28 protein-coding genes are annotated in these 19,100 nt (G+C 52.8%); 25 read left to right on the top strand and 3 right to left on the bottom strand.

Annotated features, from left to right (window positions below; all coding sequences use genetic code 11):
- The first annotated feature begins 26 nt into the window (after positions 1-26).
- The 21 genes from rplO (at position 27) to IEW70_RS18285 (ending at position 14,382) form a co-directional block, all read left to right on the top strand.
- Entirely contained in the window at positions 27-467 is a 441-nt protein-coding gene (gene rplO, locus IEW70_RS11600) for a 50S ribosomal protein L15 (protein WP_188648092.1), read from the top strand.
- A complete protein-coding gene (secY, locus tag IEW70_RS11595) occupies positions 467-1,777 on the top strand; it encodes a preprotein translocase subunit SecY (RefSeq protein ID WP_188648091.1) in 1,311 nt (436 codons plus the stop codon). Before rplO ends, secY begins: the two co-directional genes overlap by 1 nt.
- Before the next feature lie 200 nt (positions 1,778-1,977).
- Positions 1,978-2,631, top strand: coding sequence for an adenylate kinase (locus IEW70_RS11590; protein ID WP_188648090.1), 654 nt, complete (start codon positions 1,978-1,980; stop codon positions 2,629-2,631).
- Positions 2,628-3,374 carry a type I methionyl aminopeptidase gene (gene map, locus IEW70_RS11585; RefSeq protein ID WP_188648089.1) on the top strand — a complete coding sequence of 249 codons (747 nt, stop codon included), beginning with the start codon at positions 2,628-2,630 and terminating at the stop codon, positions 3,372-3,374. The genes IEW70_RS11590 and map overlap by 4 nt, the downstream gene beginning before the upstream one ends.
- A 13-nt stretch (positions 3,375-3,387) precedes the next feature.
- Positions 3,388-3,696: a KOW domain-containing RNA-binding protein gene (locus tag IEW70_RS11580; protein ID WP_188648088.1), complete on the top strand. Its 309-nt coding sequence runs from the start codon at positions 3,388-3,390 to the stop codon at positions 3,694-3,696.
- A gap of 4 nt (positions 3,697-3,700) precedes the next feature.
- On the top strand, positions 3,701-3,919 hold the full coding sequence (infA, locus tag IEW70_RS11575) for a translation initiation factor IF-1 (RefSeq protein ID WP_173224352.1): 219 nt from the start codon (positions 3,701-3,703) through the stop codon (positions 3,917-3,919).
- 100 nt (positions 3,920-4,019) lie between these two features.
- Complete coding sequence (gene rpmJ, locus IEW70_RS11570) at positions 4,020-4,133, top strand: 50S ribosomal protein L36 (RefSeq protein ID WP_003322638.1); 114 nt, start codon at positions 4,020-4,022, stop codon at positions 4,131-4,133.
- 19 nt (positions 4,134-4,152) lie between these two features.
- Positions 4,153-4,521 carry a 30S ribosomal protein S13 gene (gene rpsM / locus IEW70_RS11565; protein WP_188648087.1) on the top strand — a complete coding sequence of 123 codons (369 nt, stop codon included), beginning with the start codon at positions 4,153-4,155 and terminating at the stop codon, positions 4,519-4,521.
- A gap of 22 nt (positions 4,522-4,543) precedes the next feature.
- Positions 4,544-4,945, top strand: coding sequence for a 30S ribosomal protein S11 (gene rpsK, locus IEW70_RS11560; protein ID WP_188648086.1), 402 nt, complete (start codon positions 4,544-4,546; stop codon positions 4,943-4,945).
- 179 nt (positions 4,946-5,124) lie between these two features.
- A complete protein-coding gene (locus tag IEW70_RS11555; protein ID WP_188648085.1) occupies positions 5,125-6,069 on the top strand; it encodes a DNA-directed RNA polymerase subunit alpha in 945 nt (314 codons plus the stop codon).
- A gap of 33 nt (positions 6,070-6,102) precedes the next feature.
- A complete protein-coding gene (gene rplQ / locus IEW70_RS11550) occupies positions 6,103-6,492 on the top strand; it encodes a 50S ribosomal protein L17 (protein ID WP_188648084.1) in 390 nt (129 codons plus the stop codon).
- Positions 6,493-6,606: 114 nt separating this feature from the next.
- Positions 6,607-7,455, top strand: coding sequence for an energy-coupling factor transporter ATPase (locus IEW70_RS11545; protein WP_188648083.1), 849 nt, complete (start codon positions 6,607-6,609; stop codon positions 7,453-7,455).
- Positions 7,431-8,294 (top strand): energy-coupling factor transporter ATPase, encoded by an 864-nt coding sequence (locus IEW70_RS11540; protein ID WP_188648082.1) that lies wholly within the window; start codon positions 7,431-7,433, stop codon positions 8,292-8,294. Before IEW70_RS11545 ends, IEW70_RS11540 begins: the two co-directional genes overlap by 25 nt.
- Entirely contained in the window at positions 8,291-9,100 is an 810-nt protein-coding gene (locus IEW70_RS11535) for an energy-coupling factor transporter transmembrane component T family protein (protein WP_188648081.1), read from the top strand. The genes IEW70_RS11540 and IEW70_RS11535 overlap by 4 nt, the downstream gene beginning before the upstream one ends.
- Before the next feature lie 56 nt (positions 9,101-9,156).
- The gene (gene truA / locus IEW70_RS11530) at positions 9,157-9,930 is read left to right on the top strand and encodes a tRNA pseudouridine(38-40) synthase TruA (RefSeq protein ID WP_188648080.1); all 774 of its coding nucleotides are present in this window, start codon (positions 9,157-9,159) and stop codon (positions 9,928-9,930) included.
- 172 nt (positions 9,931-10,102) lie between these two features.
- Entirely contained in the window at positions 10,103-10,540 is a 438-nt protein-coding gene (gene rplM / locus IEW70_RS11525; protein WP_188648079.1) for a 50S ribosomal protein L13, read from the top strand.
- Positions 10,541-10,572: 32 nt separating this feature from the next.
- Positions 10,573-10,965 carry a 30S ribosomal protein S9 gene (gene rpsI / locus IEW70_RS11520; protein WP_188648078.1) on the top strand — a complete coding sequence of 131 codons (393 nt, stop codon included), beginning with the start codon at positions 10,573-10,575 and terminating at the stop codon, positions 10,963-10,965.
- 197 nt (positions 10,966-11,162) lie between these two features.
- Positions 11,163-11,621, top strand: a complete 459-nt coding sequence (locus tag IEW70_RS11515) for a hypothetical protein (RefSeq protein WP_188648077.1) — start codon at positions 11,163-11,165, stop codon at positions 11,619-11,621.
- A 483-nt stretch (positions 11,622-12,104) separates the two neighbouring features.
- Complete coding sequence (cwlD, locus tag IEW70_RS11510; RefSeq protein WP_229751954.1) at positions 12,105-12,842, top strand: N-acetylmuramoyl-L-alanine amidase CwlD; 738 nt, start codon at positions 12,105-12,107, stop codon at positions 12,840-12,842.
- Between the two features lie 52 nt (positions 12,843-12,894).
- Positions 12,895-14,025: an iron-sulfur carrier protein/transcriptional regulator SalA gene (gene salA / locus IEW70_RS11505; RefSeq protein WP_188648075.1), complete on the top strand. Its 1,131-nt coding sequence runs from the start codon at positions 12,895-12,897 to the stop codon at positions 14,023-14,025.
- A gap of 156 nt (positions 14,026-14,181) precedes the next feature.
- Positions 14,182-14,382 carry an ATP-binding cassette domain-containing protein gene (locus IEW70_RS18285; RefSeq protein ID WP_308423157.1) on the top strand — a complete coding sequence of 67 codons (201 nt, stop codon included), beginning with the start codon at positions 14,182-14,184 and terminating at the stop codon, positions 14,380-14,382.
- A gap of 219 nt (positions 14,383-14,601) precedes the next feature.
- Here the strand turns inward: IEW70_RS18285 and gerD are convergent, their stop codons facing one another.
- Complete coding sequence (gene gerD / locus IEW70_RS11495) at positions 14,602-15,228, bottom strand: spore germination lipoprotein GerD (RefSeq protein WP_188648074.1); 627 nt, start codon at positions 15,226-15,228, stop codon at positions 14,602-14,604.
- Positions 15,229-15,422: 194 nt separating this feature from the next.
- Here gerD and IEW70_RS11490 point away from each other — a divergent pair, with 194 nt between their 5' ends.
- The gene (locus IEW70_RS11490) at positions 15,423-16,034 is read left to right on the top strand and encodes a KinB-signaling pathway activation protein (RefSeq protein WP_188648073.1); all 612 of its coding nucleotides are present in this window, start codon (positions 15,423-15,425) and stop codon (positions 16,032-16,034) included.
- Positions 16,035-16,047: 13 nt separating this feature from the next.
- Here IEW70_RS11490 and pdaB read toward each other — a convergent pair whose 3' ends face one another.
- A complete protein-coding gene (pdaB, locus tag IEW70_RS11485) occupies positions 16,048-16,812 on the bottom strand; it encodes a polysaccharide deacetylase family sporulation protein PdaB (protein ID WP_188648072.1) in 765 nt (254 codons plus the stop codon).
- 121 nt (positions 16,813-16,933) lie between these two features.
- On the opposite strand from pdaB, the gene IEW70_RS11480 reads away from it, so the two are divergent.
- From IEW70_RS11480 to mscL, 3 genes are all read left to right on the top strand, one after another.
- A complete protein-coding gene (locus tag IEW70_RS11480; protein WP_188648071.1) occupies positions 16,934-17,554 on the top strand; it encodes a stage II sporulation protein M in 621 nt (206 codons plus the stop codon).
- Between the two features lie 16 nt (positions 17,555-17,570).
- Positions 17,571-17,990 (top strand): OsmC family protein, encoded by a 420-nt coding sequence (locus IEW70_RS11475; protein WP_188648070.1) that lies wholly within the window; start codon positions 17,571-17,573, stop codon positions 17,988-17,990.
- A 191-nt stretch (positions 17,991-18,181) separates the two neighbouring features.
- A complete protein-coding gene (gene mscL, locus IEW70_RS11470) occupies positions 18,182-18,661 on the top strand; it encodes a large conductance mechanosensitive channel protein MscL (RefSeq protein WP_188648069.1) in 480 nt (159 codons plus the stop codon).
- Between the two features lie 223 nt (positions 18,662-18,884).
- On the opposite strand, the gene IEW70_RS17890 is transcribed toward mscL, so the two are convergent.
- Positions 18,885-19,100 (bottom strand): hypothetical protein (locus tag IEW70_RS17890; protein WP_229751953.1); only part of this gene is annotated, 216 nt, incomplete at its 5' end.

The following is a 19,100-nucleotide window of genomic DNA, read 5'->3' as shown; positions in this document are numbered from 1 at the left end:
CAGACTCGTAGAGGAGGTGCGAAGTAATGAAGCTGCATGAACTGAAACCGGCACCGGGTTCCCGTAAGAAACGCAACCGTGTGGGCCGGGGTATGGCTTCCGGAAACGGAAAAACCTCCGGTCGCGGACACAAAGGGCAAAAAGCCCGTTCCGGCGGTGGTGTGCGCCCGGGCTTTGAAGGGGGTCAAAACCCGCTGTACCGTCGTTTGCCGAAGCGCGGTTTTACCAACCCGAACCGGAAAGAGTACGCCATCGTCAATCTGGATACGCTGAATCGATTTGAGGAAGGCACAGTGGTCACCCCGGAACTGCTCGTGAAAACCGGCGTGATTAAGAACTTGAAGGATGGCTTGAAAGTGCTGGCCAATGGTGACGTGAATGTGAAACTGACGGTCAAGGCGCACAAGTTCTCTTCCGCTGCACAAGAGAAAATCGCGAATGCGGGCGGCACGACGGAGGTGCTCTGATGTTTCAGACCGTGAGCAATATCTTTAAAGTGGAGGATCTCCGGCGCCGCATCCTGTTTACTTTGGCCATGTTGGTCATTTTCCGGATCGGCACCTTTATCCCGGTACCGAACACCAACAACGAAGCCCTGCACACCTTTGCGGAACAAGCGGGCGGCGGGGTGTTTGGCTTGATCAACGCCTTTTCCGGCGGTGCGTTCCTGAACTTCTCCATCTTTGCGATGGGCATTATGCCGTATATTACGGCATCTATCATCGTACAGCTGTTGACGATGGATGTGATTCCGAGATTTGCTCAGTGGGCCAAAGAAGGGGAAGTCGGACGGCGTAAGTTGGCACAGGTTACACGGTATGGTACGATTGTGCTGGCCTTGATTCAGTCGATCGGTTTGACGATCGGCTTCGAAAACGCTGGCGCTACGATGGGCATCAGTTTTCTGGAAGACAAGGGATTCTTCACTTTTGCTCTGATTTCGCTCACGTTGACTGCCGGAACTGCTTTCCTGATGTGGTTGGGTGAGCAGATCACGGATAAAGGCATCGGCAACGGGATTTCCATTCTCATCTTTGCTGGGATCATTGCGGGTATCCCCCAAGCAGCCGGAATGATTTACGAGACGGAGTTTGCTAAAGCCGGTGATCAAGTGGCACTGAACGTGGCCAAAATAGTGATCATCGTGGCTGCGCTGATTCTGATCGTGGCTGGCGTGATCTTCATTCAGCAAGGGGTCCGGAAGATTCCGGTGCAATACGCCAAGCGTGTCGTGGGTCGGAAAATGTTCGGTGGGCAATCCACCCACATTCCGATGAAAGTGAATGCCGCCGGGGTGATTCCCGTGATCTTCGCGATGTCCCTGTTGATCTTCCCGACAACCATCGCGAGTTTCTGGAAGGGAGCACCTGTTGCGGATTGGATTATCGCCAACTTCCAGTACAGTGCTCCCATCGGCATGGCGCTTTATATTCTGCTGATCATCGGGTTCACCTATTTTTACACGTTTGTGCAGATCAACCCGGTGCAGCTTTCGGATCAGATGAAGAAGAACGGCGGTTATATCCCGGGGATTCGACCGGGTAAGAACACGACGATGTTTTTGACGAAGGTGATGAACCGAATCACTTTGGCCGGAGCCTTGTTCCTGGCTGCCGTCTCGATCCTGCCTGTGTTCTTCACATCGATTGCCGGATTGCCGCAGTCGGTGCAGATCGGCGGAACCTCTCTGCTGATCGTGGTCGGGGTGGCTTTGGAAACGATGAAGACCATCGAAAGCCAACTGATCAAGCGCCACTATAAAGGGTTTATCAAGTAATGAAACACCAGGGTGCCCCGGAGTGTATCCGGGGATCATCCATAAAACCGGAGACTTCTTGTGATCAGGTCTCCTCCGATAGATGGTGACGCCTTTGGATGGTGTGTACTTCCGTTGAACCTGGACATCAAAAGGTCGCCAAAGGCGTGCGTCCATGCGGACCACCCGTTTTGGTCGAAACACACCGGGAGGGATGAGGCTTGAATATTGTGCTGATGGGATTGCCCGGTGCCGGAAAAGGCACGCAGGCCGAACGGATTACCGAGGCATTCCGCATTCCGCACATCTCCACCGGAGATATGTTCCGGGCCGCAGTCAAGGAAGGAACTGAGATGGGTCTGGAAGCGAAGAAGTTTATGGATGAGGGTCAATTGGTGCCCGACCGTGTGACGATTGGTATCGTCCGGGAGCGCTTGGGCAAAGATGATTGCGACGAGGGGTTTATGCTGGACGGGTTCCCTCGTACGGTGCCCCAAGCAGAAGCATTGGATGAGATCCTCGAGGAGATGGGGCGGAACCTCGACCATGTTGTCTATATTGAAGTGGGCGAGGAAGAATTGTTAAAACGGCTGACGGGTCGTCGTATCTGCCGCAATTGCGGAGCTACGTACCATGTCGTATTTGCCCCTTCGAAAGAAGAGGGCATATGTGACAAGTGCGGCGGCAGCCTCTATCAGCGGGATGACGACAAGGAAGAAACAGTGAAAAAGCGCCTTGCCGTCAATATGGAAAAGACCCAGGCCTTAGTCGATTACTATCAGAAAAAAGATGTGTTGCGTGTCATTAACGGCGAACAGTCGATCGACCACGTGACGGAGTCGATTTTGGCGCATTTAAGAGGGACTGCCACATGATCATTTTGAAATCGGCAAAGGAACTGGAGTTCCTCCGGGAAGCGGGTCGCATCGTGCATGAAGCCCATCAGGTGATTCGCAAAGCGATTCGGCCCGGCATGACGACCAAAGATTTGGACCGCCTGGCTGAAAAGGTGATCCGCGAACACGGGGCGACTCCATCCTTCAAAGGATATAACGGCTTTCCTGGCAGTGTATGTACCTCGGTCAACGAGGAACTTGTACACGGGATCCCCAGCGATCGGGTGTTGAATGACGGGGATATTGTCAGTGTGGATATCGGTGCCTGTTACAAGGGGTATCACGGTGATTCGGCCTGGACGTATCCCGTGGGACAGATTACCGATGAAGCGTCCCGGCTGTTGGAAGTGACGGAAACCTCCCTGTACAAGGGACTGGAGCAAGCGAAGCCCGGTGCTCGGGTGGGCGACATCTCCCACGCCATCCAGGTTTACGTGGAGGAAGCCGGATTCTCTATCGTCCGGGAATACGTGGGACACGGAGTCGGCCAGAATCTGCATGAAGAACCGAGCGTGCCTAATTTCGGTCCGCCAGGAAAAGGACCCCGTCTCAAACCGGGGATGACACTGGCCGTCGAGCCGATGGTGAATGTGGGAAGCCGGCATGTAAAGACGCTGGCCGACAACTGGACCGTAGTGACTCAGGACGGTTCCCTCTGCGCCCATTTTGAGCATACCATCGCGATCACGGAAGACGGCCACGAAATATTGACCACAGCGTAAAAGGTGAAGGGTGATGGATGTGACGGACGGCGAAAGGCGGCCTCAACCTGGTCAAATCGTCCGGGTGTTAAGGGGTCGTGAGGCAGGGAGATATGCGATAGTGATCCGTGTGGAAGAACCACACTTCGTCCATTTGGCGGATGGGGACAAACGGAAGTTTGGCCGTTCGAAAAGGAAAAACGTCAAGCATATCCAGCCTACCAAGCACATCGCCCGGGAAGTAGCGGAAGACTTGGAACAGGACGGTCGGGTAACGAACGCCAAACTGCGCTACGCCCTGAACCAATACCTCCTCAAGCAGGAGAGTAAAAAAGGAGAGTGAGTCAATGGCCAAAGAAGATGTGATCGAGGTGGAGGGCACGGTTATCGAGCCCCTGCCCAATGCGATGTTTCGTGTAGAACTGGAGAATGGTCACAAAGTGCTTGCTCACGTTTCCGGCAAGATCCGCATGCACTTCATCCGGATCCTCCCCGGCGACAAGGTGACGGTCCAGCTCTCCCCGTACGATTTGACCCGAGGCCGTATCACTTATCGATATAAGTAACGGTTCATCGGTGTCGAGGGTCGCGGCGGCAGAGCGAGAGGAACCCTGACGCCGGAAATGATCCGTTCGATCGACACCGAATGTACAGGAGGGAAGCAAAATGAAAGTGAGACCCAGTGTGAAGCCCATCTGCGAAAAATGCAAAGTCATTCGTCGCAAGGGGACCGTGATGGTTATCTGCGAGAATCCGAAACACAAGCAAAAACAAGGATAAGACAGGAGGTGCGGAAAACATGGCACGTATTGCGGGTGTCGACCTTCCTCGCGACAAGCGGGTGGAAGTTGGACTGACCTACATCTTCGGGATCGGTCGTTCCAAAGCCAACACCATTTTGAAAGAGACCGGGATCAACCCGGATACGCGGGTGCGTGACCTGACGGAAGACGAAGTAGCCAAGCTGCGTAGCTACATCGACAAGAACCTGGTGGTTGAAGGGGATCTGCGTCGGGAAACCGCGCTGAACATCAAGCGCCTGATCGAAATCGGATCCTATCGGGGAATCCGTCACCGCCGCGGTTTGCCGGTGCGCGGCCAACGGAGCAAAACCAACGCACGGACGCGCAAAGGTCCTCGTCGGACAGTTGCCAACAAGAAAAAATAATCGATAGTAAGGAGGGAAAACGATGGCTGCCAAGAAAAGAACTACTAACCAGCGCGTAAAACGCCGCGCACGGAAAAACGTCGAATCGGGTACGGTTCATATTCGTTCCACGTTCAACAATACAATCGTCACCATCACCGACAAGCGGGGAAACACCATCTCTTGGGCAAGTTCCGGTACCTTGGGCTTCAAGGGCTCCCGTAAAAGCACGCCCTTTGCAGCTCAAATGGCTGCGGAAGCTGCTGCCAAACAAGCGATGGAGCATGGCATGAAAACGGTGGAAGTCATGGTGAAAGGGCCGGGAGCCGGCCGGGAAGCCGCCATTCGTTCCCTGCAAGCGGCCGGGCTTGAAGTGAACCTCATCAAAGACGTTACACCGATCCCTCACAACGGGTGCCGCCCGCCGAAGCGTCGCCGTGTTTAATACGATCCAAATTCCGGGTCGGGGCGCTGGTTTAAACGGGTAGAAGCGTGTCTATACTGGTATGGGACGAATCTTTACTGGTAGTGCGTCGCCCGACTATTCGGGCTTAATATGCGGACTGCTATACTTTTGCGATCTCACCCGGAATGCGACGTTCTGAAGGAGGGTTTCAAGACCGTATGATAGAAATCGAAAAGCCAAAAATCGAAACCGTTGAGATGAGTGAAGATGGCCGATACGGGAAATTCGTTGTGGAACCCTTGGAACGCGGATACGGCACCACCCTCGGCAACTCGTTGCGCCGCATCTTGCTGTCATCCCTTCCGGGTGCGGCTGTAACCTCCATTCAGATTGACGGGGTGTTGCACGAATTCTCCACGATTCCCGGCGTGGTTGAGGATACCACGGAGCTGATCCTTAACATCAAGCACTTGGCTCTCAAGATCCATTCGGATGAGGAAAAGGTCCTGGAGATCGACGTCGAAGGCGGCGGTGAAGTCAAAGCCGGAGACATCCGCGCCGATTCCGACGTGGAGATTTTGAACCCGGATCTGCATATCGCCACCCTGGCTGATGATGCACGCCTTCATATCCGGATGACCGCCAACCGCGGACGGGGCTATGTGCCGGCCGAACGCAATAAAAACGAAGAACAAACCATCGGGGTTATTCCCGTGGATTCCATCTACACACCCATCGAACGGGTGAACTATGAAGTGGAAAACACCCGGGTCGGTCAAGTCACCAACTATGACAAGCTGACTTTGGAAGTGTGGACCGACGGCAGTCTGCGTCCGGACGAATCCGTCAGCCTCGGGGCCAAGATACTGACCGAGCATCTCATGCTCTTTGTGGGTCTGAACGAAGAAGCGCAAGACGCCGAGATTATGGTCGAAAAAGAAGAAGACAAGAAAGAAAAGGTCATGGAAATGACCATCGAAGAGCTGGACCTGTCTGTCCGCTCCTACAACTGTCTCAAGCGGGCCGGTATCAACACTGTCCAAGAGCTGACGCAAAAGACAGAAGAAGATATGATGAAGGTCCGCAACCTGGGACGCAAGTCCCTGGAAGAAGTGCAGGAAAAGCTGGCTGAGTTGGGACTTTCCCTGCGCAAGGACGACTGACATCGCGACTTTGACACGAGGGAGGGGAAATCCATGGCATATGCAAAATTGGGTCGTAACAGTGCTGCACGGAAAGCTTTGCTTCGGGATCTAGTCACCGACCTGATCATCAACGAGCGAATTGAGACTTCCGAAGCCAAAGCCAAGGAAGTGCGGTCCATCGCGGAAAAAATGATCACCTTGGCAAAACGGGGCGATCTGCACGCTCGTCGTCAAGCAGCGGCATTTGTCCGCAAGGAGCGCTCCCGCACCGAGAAAGACGGCGAAAGTGTAAACCACGAAAAAGTGGATGCCATAAAGAAGCTCTTTGATGAAGTGGGTCCGCGTTATGAAGACCGCAACGGCGGTTACACCCGGATCATCAAAATCGGTCCCCGCCGCGGCGACGGTGCCGAAATGGTGTATCTGGAACTGGTGAAATAACGCGTGTGTCGATGAAAGGGAGAGGGCAGGATCGTTCCGATCCTGAAATCTGCCCTTTTTTCTTTATATACAATGATCGCCGCATGCGGCCAGCGGGTGAAGTGAGGTGAAACCATGGCACCCATTGTGGAGGTCCATGAAGTGTTTTATCACTATTTCCCCGAGAAAACCCCTCGCAGTCAGTGGGCTTTGCAAGGGGTGAATCTGCGGATCGATCCCGGGGAGTACGTGGCGGTGATGGGCCCCAATGGTTCCGGCAAATCAACCTTGGCCAAATTGCTGAACGGATTGCTGCTGCCGACAGAGGGATGTGTTCGGGTGATGGGAAAAGACACCCGAAATGCGGAAGACCTATGGGAAATCCGCCGCCAGGTGGGGATGGTGTTTCAAAATCCGGATAACCAGATTGTGGGGGCCACCGTTCGGGATGATGTCGCTTTTGGCATGGAGAACTTGGGGGTTCCCCGGGCGGAAATGCTTCGTCGAATCCCCGAGGTGCTGTCACAGATGGGGTTGGCGGGTCGAGAGGAGGACTCCCCCCATCACCTGTCCGGCGGACAGAAGCAGAGACTGGCGATTGCCGGGATCTTGGCGATGAAACCGGCTGTGATCCTGTTTGATGAGTCCACCTCCATGTTGGACCCTGCCGGCCGGGACGATGTGATGCAGGCGATTCAAGACTTGCATCGACAGGGAACAACGGTGGTTCATATTACCCACTCCGCACGGGAAGCATCTCTGGCAGATCGTTTGGTAGTGATGGCCGAAGGCCGGGTTCAGATGCAAGGAGCACCCGGTGAAGTCTTTCGTCAAGGTGAGCGCTTGCGAGACTGGGACTTGGAACCTCCGCTGATTTACCGGCTGCAGGAACAGCTGCAAAAGCAGGGCATGCCGCTTACCGGTACTGCCTCCGATACAAAGGAACTGGTGAACGAGTTATGGGGATTGTTATCGAAGGGCTGAGTCATGTCTATATGGCAGGGACACCCTTTGCTCATACAGCGTTGCAGGATGTCAGCCTTCGTATGGAGGCGGGGAGTTTTATCGGCATCGTGGGACCCACCGGTTCGGGAAAATCCACCCTCATCCAATTGATCGCAGGCCTGCTCCGTCCCACCCAGGGGCGGGTTCGTGTATTTGATGCTGTTTTGGATCCGGAGACCAAAAACCGGAAGCCGTTTCGAAAATGGGTGAGTGTGGTTTTTCAGTATCCGGAGCATCAGCTGTTTGAGGAAACGGTGGCCAAAGATATTGCTTTTGGCCCCCGAAATCTGGGGCTGTCCCCGGAAGAAGTGGAACAACGGGTCGAACAGGCGATGGCATGGGCAGGATTGCCGTCTGAGCTGGCTGACCTTTCCCCTTTTCATTTAAGCGGCGGTCAGATGCGGCGAGTGGCGTTGGCCGGCGTTCTGGCCATGCAGCCCCGGGTGTTGATTTTGGATGAACCCACGGCGGGATTAGACCCGAGAGGACAGCGGGAGCTGCTCGAAACCATTCGTCAGATTCAGCGGGAGCAAAAGATGACAGTAATCATGGTATCTCACAGCATGGAAGAGATCTCCCGGCATGCAGAGCGGATGTTCGTGATGCATCGTGGGCGTTTGGTTGCTGAAGGCACACCGGAGCAAGTGTTTGCTCATGGAACCCGGTTGAGAGAGTGGGGCTTGGAAGTGCCGGAGTGGATCGTATTGGCGGAAGAGCTGAATCGGAATCTACACCCCCCTCTTCCGCAAGGGATTCGCCGGGAAGAGGATCTGGCATCCTCTCTTCTCGCCCGATGGAAGGAAGGGAAGTCCGGATGAGCGCCTTCCAAAGCCCGGTACTGGGCCAGTATATACCGACGGGATCCGTGTTGCACCGCCTCGATCCGCGAACGAAACTGTTGTTTGTATTCGGCTATATGTTTGTTGTTTTCCTCGCCCAAGATGCTTTAGCCTATTTGTTCTTGACCGTAATAGCGGCAGGAGGCGTTTGGCTTTCCCGCATCCCTTTGCCGATGATTTTCCGGGGGTTGAAGCCGATTTTATGGTTGATCGCTTTGACAGCGCTTCTTCATCTTGGGTTTACCAAAGGAGGAGACTTGCTTTTACAATGGGGACCCGTGACCGTTTATGAAGAAGGGGTTCGGCAAGCAGGCTGGATGTCGCTTCGCTTCTTGCTGTTGGTGGTGATGGGCACGTTGTTGACGTTGACCACTTCCCCCATCGATCTAACCGATGGGCTGGAGCGGCTGCTGAAGCCATTGGAAAAGCTCCGTGTCCCCGCTCATGAGCTGGCTTTGATGATGTCGATCGCCCTTCGCTTCCTTCCCGCCCTCTGGGAGGAAACGGAGAAAATCATCAAGGCGCAGCAGGCCCGCGGGGCTGATTTTGAAACCGGCAACCTGTTTCAGCGGGCCAAGAGCTACATCCCCGTGATCATTCCGTTGTTTGTATCCGCTTTTCGCCGGGCGGAAGAGTTGGCTCTGGCGATGGAAGCTCGCTGTTATCGCGGAGGCAAAGGGCGGACCCGTATCCGGCAGCTGCAGTTTGCACCGAGGGATTGGGGGATGTTGGTGTTGTTGGCGGGGCTGACAGGGGTCCTTCTGTGGCTGCGGTTAAACACTTGATGCACTTATCCATCTATCCATCAGCGAAAGGATCAGGAGAAGGGAGTCGAAGCAGGATGAGGAAGCTGAAGATGACTGTTGCCTACGATGGCACCGATTTTTTCGGCTTCCAACGACAGCCCTGGCAACGGACCGTTCAGGGTACGCTGGAGGAAACCCTTTCCCGGATTACGGGAGAGAACGTGACTGTAACCGGAGCAGGCCGCACAGATGCCGGCGTCCATGCCCGGGGACAAGTGATTCACTGGGAAACGAATTCGCCGATCCCCCTTGAGCGTTGGCCGGTGATATTGGATCGGGCGCTTCCCCGAGATCTGACTGTTCTCGACACGGAAGAAGTGCCGCTGGACTTTCATGCCCGTAAAGATGCCTGCTGGAAGCAGTATTGCTACACTTTGGATACCCACAAGATACCGGACGTGTTTACCCGGCGGTTTCGGACGCATCTGCCTGTCTTGCTGGATATCGACCGGATGAAGGAAGCAGGAAGTCATCTGGTAGGGACTCATGACTTTACTTCCTTTTCCTCCGCGAAATCCCCTGTGACAGACCGGGTACGTACCCTATACGGCTGTCGCATTACCGAACCGGAGGACGGCGTCGTTGCTATCACTGTCACAGGGAACGGTTTTCTGTACAATATGGTCCGGATCATTGCGGGCACACTCGTCCAAGTCGGTAAGGGCGAGTTGTCGCCGGCGGCTATTCCTGAGATCTTGGAGGCCAAGGATCGGGGGCGTGCCGGGAAAACCCTGCCGCCCGAAGGACTTGTCATGGTGAAGGTTTGCTATACCCCTTGGAAGGAAGAAACTTCCGAAGCTGGATCTTGACATAAGCCACTGCTTGGTGTAATATGGTCGTTGGTATTTTTCCACTAGCCCCGGTGGAACAGTTCGGCGCAACCATGGGAAACCATGGAACAACTCCATCTTTACCCACAGGGTTGTTTGATTTTTGTTTGAGGAAATGGATTGTCTCGCTGACAGATGAGGAGGGAAAATGATGCGAACCACATATATGGCCAAACCGAACGAAGTGGATCGGAAATGGTATGTGGTCGACGCTGCCAATAAACCGTTGGGCCGTGTGGCTTCCGAAGTGGCCGCCATTCTGCGCGGAAAACATAAGCCGCAATTCACCCCCCACGTGGATACCGGTGACTTTGTCGTGGTGATCAACGCCGCCAAAGTGAAACTGACCGGAAAAAAAGCGTCGCAAAAAATGTACTACCGTCATTCCGGCTATCCGGGCGGACTGAAGTCCACCCCTGCCGGTGAGCTGCGCGAACAACGTCCGGACCGGATGATTGAACTGGCTGTGAAAGGCATGCTGCCGAAAAACAGCCTCGGCCGCAAACAGCTGAAAAAGCTGAAAGTTTACGCCGGAACGGAACATCCCCATCAGGCGCAAAACCCGGAAACCTGGGAACTGCGCGGATAATCAGCATATCAGCATAAAGGAGGGAACCACTCTTGGCACAAGTCCAATTCTACGGCACCGGTCGCCGCAAAGAATCCGTTGCCCGCGTCCGCCTGGTACCGGGTGACGGTCGCATCGTGATCAACGGTCGCGACATGGATAGCTACTTCGGCCTGGAAACCCTGAAAGCGATTGTGAAACAACCGTTGGTGTTGACCGACACCTTGAACCGCTATGACGTATTGGTAAACGTGAGCGGCGGCGGTTTCACCGGTCAAGCGGGAGCCATCCGTCACGGCATTGCCCGGGCCCTGCTCAAAGTGGATCCGGAGCTGCGCCCGACGCTGAAAAAAGCCGGATTCCTGACCCGTGACCCGCGGATGAAAGAACGGAAAAAATACGGGCTCAAAAAAGCGCGTCGTGCACCTCAATTCTCGAAACGGTAATCTGGAGAGATCGGTGTTCAACCCCTGCAATATTGCAGGGGTTTTTATATTTTTACTATGTTGCCAGGAGGCAGAATGGACCGGATTGATTTTCATTGAGCTGCCGTTTTAGCAGAAGAGCTGCTTTTTTGCATGGTGACGGCCTTTTTTTCAAACACTAGTGTAAGGGTCCCCGTGCGGGAAGTGGGGTGAACATCATGGGAAAAGTGATTGATTTGGAGGAAACCTTCCTTGAAAGAGCAGAACGGCTGCGGCTGCTGGCGTTAAAGTTCTTTCCGTGGACGGAACTTGATCGGGTCATGATAGAGTGGGTCGAGCCTTTTCACAAGTCCATGTCTGCCCGGGGCAGGGTAGCGGTGGAGGAGGCTGTTTACCGATTGGCCTTTGATTCTTTTGTCATGGGATTGAAGCATTGCCGGGTAGCCTTGGAACAAGGGGCCGCAGACACATGGGAATACCGGCGCTGGTTTTTTCAGGTATTTGGAGAAGAAGCGGATCAGCTCTTTCAAAAGGCTGCTGAGGACTTTCAATTGTTTCAGGTATTGGAGGATATGGTCTGCCAATCCGTTTGGCTGGTGCTGGAGGAAGTGGTACCTCAGTGGTTTTTTCTGGGGACGAATGAGGGGAAACAGCTGCGCAAACAACGGATGCTTTGAGACTCCACACGGCTTCAGCCTTGGGATTCTTGGGTAGTTAGCGCCCTCAGTCCATTTCTGTTTCAGACAACTCCCAAGTTCAGGGCTGTCTCATCAGCCCATCCCATGCAGTTAGAAATGTACCCGCATGGGCGGCGTACCTATTACCAGTACGCTAATTCCTCCATCTCACTCTCATGGTTTTACCCAGTAGGAGAGATTGGTTCGCTACTGGAACCCCATACCATGACGTTTACAAGGAACGAACCCACTACCCGTGGGATGAGCACCGCTCATACGTTCGATTAACCCCTGTATTGGTTACTCTTTCCACCCCGAAAAGGGGTGTTGAGCAACGTCGCCTTTCATCCCACGATGAAAATACCCCAATGGCACTTCCTATGGTCGCCGTGGGCTTTCATCTGGAACTTTCTATAAAACATATCTGTTCAACTTGTCCCATATACATAGATCAGATAGGGAATGGACAAAGGTGGGAAGGGAATGGACGTCTTCAAAAAGCTGCTGCAAAAGAAAAGAGCGTTATGGCTGAGCGGGGTGGTACTGGCTTCCGCCATAATGATGGGTATTGCTTCATGGATTTCTTGGCCAGGGGCTCAGTGGACCTTCCATATGCCCTTGGCAGGGCGGGTGATCGTACTGGATCCCGGCCATGGCGGTGCAGATGGAGGCGCTATCAGTAAAGGCGGGCTGGTGGAAAAGGATGTAGCACTCCAAGTTACTCTCTATCTGCGGGATTATCTGCAAGAGGCAGGGGCTTTGGTCGTGATGACGCGGGAAACGGACAAGGATTTGGCAGATGAGGGAGCCCGGCGCCGAAAGGCTCAGGATCTGATACGGCGGGCTCAGCTGATCAAAAAAAGCAGGGCAGATGCCCTTGTCAGTGTGCACCTTAATGCCATTCCGTCTCCCCGGTGGTCCGGTGCCCAAACCTTTTATTATCCTACATTGGAGGCCAACCAGCGCCTGGCCACTTTTATTCAAAAGGAGCTGGTACGCAATCTGGAAAATACCAAAAGGCAGGCCCGTTACAGCGGAGATGTATACATCCTGAAGACGTCGCAAATTCCCTCCGCTCTCGTGGAAGTTGGGTTTCTCTCCAATCCACAGGAAGCGGCCATGCTGGCCCGGCCCGATTATCAAAAAAAATTGGCTGCAGCGATCTATACGGGAATTTTACGCTTCTACTCGGGAGAAGCGCTTCCAAAAGAGGCTCCTTAAGTATGCTATAATCGGGATTGAATAGGAAGAGCACACATTTGAGGTGTTGTAGATGCTGAACGTTGAAAAAGTGTTGGATGCCCTTCGCCGCGTCAACGATCCCGAGCTGAAAAAAGACCTGGTCAGCCTCAATCTGGTGCGCAACATTCGGATCAAGGACGGGCGGATTCGCTTGCAGCTGATGTTGTTAAGCGAGGACGCTCCTCATCAGAATGAATTGCACCAAAAGGTGACAGGAGTACTGAAAGCCCTGGGAGCGGAAGAAGTGGACGTGGAGTTTGGCGTTTTGAGTGAACGGGAACAGCAAGCTCTTGCGGAACGCATCCGCCGGGAGCACCAGGAAAAGGTTCGGGCCAAGCGTTCCAGACAGCCGGGAGAAGCGGCAGCCGGAGTGAAAGAACAGGTGCCTCCGTTGTTGTCGAAGGATTCAAAAACCAAGTTTATCGCGGTAGCCAGCGGGAAAGGCGGGGTGGGTAAATCTACCGTCACCGTCAACTTGGCCGTTGCTTTGGCTCGGGAAGGAAAAAGAGTGGGAGTGATCGATGCCGATATCTACGGCTTCAGTGTGCCTGATATGATGGGCATTCAGGAGCGGCCCCGCGTTGTGGGAAAAACGATCTATCCCGTGGATCGTTTCGGCGTAAAAGTGATTTCCATGGGCTTTTTCGTCGAAGAAAACGCCCCGGTCATTTGGCGCGGGCCCATGCTGGGAAAAATGCTGCGCAACTTCTTCCAGGAGGTGGAGTGGGGCGAGTTGGATTACATGCTGCTGGACTTGCCTCCCGGAACGGGGGACGTGGCACTCGATGTGCATCAGATGCTGCCCCAGAGCAAAGAGCTTTTGGTTACCACCCCCCATGCCACTGCGGCCTTTGTTGCTGCCCGTGCAGGAGCGATGGCGCTTCATACGGATCACGAGCTTTTGGGTGTGGTTGAAAATATGGCGTACTTCCAATGTTCCGCATGCGGGAACAAGGATTACGTATTTGGTCGCGGCGGCGGGACCAAGCTGGCAGAAGAGCTTCAGTCTGAACTGCTTGCGCAGATTCCTTTGGGTGCTCCGGACAACGGCGACCCCGAACATCCTGACTTTTCTCCGTCGATTTATGCCGCCGAGACACCAACCGGAAAAATTTATGGTGACTTGGCCCGTAGGATACTGGATAAGATGGAAACGGCATAAGGTGCAACAAAATAAGGGGGAGGAAAAAGCGAGGACGGGCAAAAGAGCTCTTTGCTGTGTTCAAGACGTTCGTCATCAAGGGGAGCACCGGCTGGGAATGCCGGTGCTTTTTTCTTGGCTGTTCAAGGGTACAATGGAGGTAAAGGGGTAAACCGTGTGAAACAACAGGCGCTCATCCGTTTGCATCGAATCAGTAAATCTTATCAGACGAAGGAAGGCAGAGTCGAACCGCTGAAAGAGATATCGGCTGCGATTCCCAAAGGCACCCTGACGGTCCTTATGGGACCCTCCGGCGCAGGCAAGAGCACCTTGTTTCGTTTGTTGAATCGCTTGGAGGGTATATCCGACGCTGTTTAACCGAGAGCATCAATATGTGGGATGGAAATAAAAATCGAAGGCGACTTCACAAGGGTAGCAGAGAGCCTTTTATTCTTCTTATTCGTCGTTTCCTTCTGTGTCACAGATGTGCACAACACGTTAACCGTACGAGCCAAAAAACGTTTTGTACACGACACAGCAGAAGGGCTTCTCCGAACGTTGTCAGCAACCTGAGGAAGCCCAGATAAGCGGGCTTCCTCAGGATTGTCCACCCTGCTGTTCTTGTTGCTGTTGGCCGCCTTCTCCGCCGGCTCCTTTTTTCCCGCCGGATTTTTTCTTTTCCGCTTCCTTTACTGCCTCTTGAAGCAGCTTCATGAATTTCTCTTTGAAGGAAGGAGTGTCCAGCGCTTCCTCCATCACCTTCATCGTCTGCTTGCGGTATTCCTGGCTTTTCATCAACTGGGTGAGATGCTGTGTAAACTGCGGGTCTTTCAGGATATCCAGCATCAGCTTTTGATATTCCGGATCTTTCATCAGTTGCTTTTGCAGCTTTTTTTGTTGCTTTTGCGTGGCCTTGGACAGATTGGCTGCCACTTTCGGTTTTTGCAGGATTTTCTCCAGTTGTTTTTCCATTTTCGGATCGGTCATGGTTTTGGCGATGGTTTCTTCCATCACTTTGTCAGTAACAATGATTTGCTTTTTGAAATCCGGCTCCTGCATCAGTTCCGACAGTGCTTTTTTTCCTTCTTGCGTATGAAGTACATCCAGCACCATCTGTTTGGTTTCTTTATAATCCGGCTGTTGGGGTTCCGGCTTAGGGCTCGGGCTGCAGGAGACAAGCAGCAGGCAGCAGGCGAACGCCGTGATCCAGGGAGAAACACGCATCGGAAGTACGTCCTTTCATGAGTTCTGTTATGTTTAATATGAGTGAATCCGCGGCTGATTATCCCGATTCCAGTACAAGGAAAGAGGAGTCGATTTATTTCGTCGAAGAACATCGGTATAATAGGGCTGAAAGACGGCGAAGTTTTTTGACGATAGGGACCAGTTTTGCAATCGCTTAAGGGAGAGACCGTTCGATGACCATCCGTAAGCTGTTTTTTTTGTTTTGGACCACGTTGTTGATAGGCGGCATGAGTGCTCCGGTGATCGGGGGAATATTGCAGCAATGGACGGGCCCCATTGGGTTGGATATGGAGCGGCAGCTCTGGGCGGGCGTGATGTTTGGGGCTGTGGCTCAAATGGGCTTCTTTGCTTATATGGTGTTTAATATGGTTGCCGTCGGTTTTTTGCGAAATCAGGCGGTATACCAAGGGTTGCAATTGTTGCTCACTCTGGGAGCCCTGTACCAGGCGGCCATGTGGGGATGGCAGAAAGGGGATGGGCCGTCGCTGTTGAACTCGTTGATTCTTCCCGGGATGCTGCTCATCGCCGGCTTAACAGCAGCATGGTTTAAGCAAAAGGCCACCAAACCGGAAGCCTTTGTGCCGACCGTTTTCTTCATGGTCACGGCGACCATGTTGGAGGCGATTCCTTCACTGGAACAAAAGTCCATGGAGATGGTACTGTTCATGGTATGCAGCCTTCTCGTGTGCAACGCGTGGCAGATTATGCAGCTCCACCGCTTAGTGAAGGATACTCCGGCAGGCGCTTTAGGGAAAAAACAAAAAAAGCTAGACGCAAAAGCCTAGCTTTTTCCGCTCCTTAATCGACGGGATTCAGATCTACCTTTGTTCCGGCAATCAACTCCGATACACTGGTAAATTGATATCCTTTGGCACGCAGCTGATCGATAATTTGGGGCAGTGCTTCATGTGTCTGCTTGCAGGAGTCGCTGGCGTGCAACAGAATGATGTCGCCGGGGTGGGCTTTGCTGGTGACGCGGCTGACGATCTTGTCCGTTCCAGGGTTCATCCAGTCCAGGGAATCCGTATCCCACTGAATAGTGGTGTATCCCAGGTTGTTGGCGATTTTCAACACCCGTTTGTCAAAGTCTCCATTGGGAAAACGAATCAAGTTGGGTTCGGTTTTGCTTACTTTGCTCAAAATGTGATGGGCTTTGCTGACTTGTTGCCGAATTTGTTCCTCGCTCAACGTGCTGTAATTTACGTGCCGGTGACCGTGGCTGCCCACCTCATATCCCATATCCACAATCCGCTTGACAATATCGGGATGGGTTTCCGCCCAAGGGGAGGACAAAAAGAACGTCGCTTTTTTGATTCCCTTTTGTTCAAGGACATCCAGGATTGGACCCGCTCGTTCCTCTCCCCAGGAAATATCAAAGGTCAAAGCCACTACTTTTTTGTCTGTATCGACGCTGTAGACGGCTTCGGGTCCGGAGTTTAGAGGCATGAACACTTGGATATTCTCTTTCTCCGCATAATACACCCCGGAAGCAAAAAGAAATGCGGTAACCATCAACAGAACCCGCCGGATTTTTTTACCGGAAAACACCCAGAAGAAATTCATCGGTTCCACCTCCGATCATGGAATGGATGAGCTGTTCTGTCCCATACTAAATGTATTCCAATGGACGAGGGTTATGCCGTTTCTGTAAAAAAGCCGGTGCGATAGATAAAGGGGGAGAATTGTGCAAGGGTTTATACAGTCCATACGGGTGGAAAGAAAGCTGGTGGGGTTTTCCTTATTCCTTTTGTTAGCCAGTGCCCTGTTGGGGTATGCAAATGCCCGTCCTATCCAAGAGCTGTTGCAACAGGCGGGCGTCTGGGAGCAATTAAAGCAGGCCGCGAACTCCATCAAACAAAACCCCACCTTTGCGAATACATTTGCTGTGATTTTTCTAAATAACTTGCGCGCTTCTGCCGTGATGATTGGCTTGGGTATTTTCTTGGGGATTTTTCCAGCGCTGGCGTTGATCTCCAATGGATTAATGCTGGGCGTTGTACTGGGTCAAGCATCTCGGGAAACGGGACTTCACCCCTTGGTGGTATTTGCGACATCGATTTTGCCCCACGGCATTTTGGAGTTGCCCGCTGTCATCTTTGCTGCGGCATACGGAATTCGTCTGGGGATTACTTTTGCCAGATGGAGCCTCAGTTGGATCTCGCCTGAGCGTTTGCTTCAGTCCAAAGAGGATTGGCAGTCCCTGTTTGCTCGGATTCCTTATGCTGTAGGCGGTATAGTGGTTATGTTAGTGCTGGCGGCCTTGATCGAATCGGGCTTAATTGTCTATTTGTCATCGATAATGTAATGGGGAGGTTTGTACAATGAAAGTGGAAATGAAATGGAACGGTAAGATGCAATTTCAGGCGGAGACACCTTCTGGCCATCGAGTCACCATTGATGCAGCCCCGGATGTGGGAGGGGAAAATAAAGGGCCCCGTCCGACGGAATTGTTGCTGGCAGCCGCTGGAGCATGCTCCGGGATTGACATTGTCGGCATTCTGCGGAAAATGCGCCTGGAAGTGGAGAGCTATGAGATGGAGATCAGCGGTGAGCGGGCGGAAGATCATCCCCGCCGGTTTACGAACGTACATATTCATTATCGGTTGACCGGAGACTTGCCTGAGGAGAAAGTCCGCCGCGCCGTGGATTTATCCCGGGACAAATACTGCTCCGTGTCCCAGTCGCTCAATGGAGAAGTAACCACCAGCTTTGAAATTAACGGCAAACGGTTTGATTCGTAATCACATTTCCCGATACGAAAAACCTCGACGTGTATACGAAAAAAGATCTGCCACTTCAACCCGGCAGATCTTTTTTATATGGATCGAAGGGTAAGCGATCGCCTTCATTCATTCCATGCAAACCAAGAAAAACTTTCCCGCGTTGTTATGGGTGAGCCCGGAGTGAACATCACGAGAGGAGGACATCCGTTGTGCTGAAAGAATTTAAAGAGTTCGCCATGCGGGGCAATGTGGTTGACCTGGCTGTTGGCGTAATTCTGGGCGCTGCTTTCGGCAAGATTGTGACTTCCCTTGTCAATGACATCTTGATGCCGCCGATTGGTCTGCTTTTGGGAAACATCGATTTTTCCAATCTGTTTATCGATCTCTCCGGAAAGTCCTATGGCACTTTGGCCGCAGCGAAAAAAGCCGGGGCACCTACCATCAATTATGGTGTATTCATTAATACGGTGATTGATTTCCTCATTGTTGCCTTCGCGCTGTTCCTGATCATCCGGCAGATCAACTGGAGAAGAAAACAGCAGGAGGCAGATGCGGCGGAACATCAGGAAGAGACGAAGCAATGTCCCTATTGTCTTTCTTCGGTTCCTCAAAAAGCACTGCGGTGTGCCTATTGCACATCGGTCTTCGCCAAAGGGAAGCGGGCAGGATTAGAAGAACATCGGGCATGAGCAGTTAAAGCGCCTTGTTTCTCTCAATATCAGGATAGGTTTAGTAGAGTTGTCTGCGGGTAATGTGACAGGTGTTGCGGTGATTCGATTACAATGATGCGAGGTACAAACCATTTGTTGGAAAATGACGTTTGTACCTCGCAAAATCCGCGTCGGGATTGAGTTTCTCCGACATTAATTTTTGCAGAAAAAAGTGTTGACATATGTCGAGGATCCTACTATACTATTTCTTGTCGCTGACGCGAACGGCGCTGAAAGCCCGGCGCTGAGGCGGCCACGAAAAAAGTTGAAAAAAGGTGTTGACAAGATCGCCTGAAAGTGATAGGATAGATCTTGTCGCCGCGAGAGAGCGGAAGACACTGAAAGGAAGCGAACAACGCTTCACACAAGCGTTCCTTGAAAACTGAAGAGCGGTCAGAACGTGACCCGTTAATTCATT

The organism is Marinithermofilum abyssi (assembly GCF_014641195.1).
In the GTDB taxonomy this organism is placed as follows: Bacteria; Bacillota; Bacilli; order Thermoactinomycetales; family DSM-45169; genus Marinithermofilum; species Marinithermofilum abyssi.
Note: the sequence above shows the minus strand (reverse complement) of the source record. Positions and strands in the feature narration are given on the sequence as shown.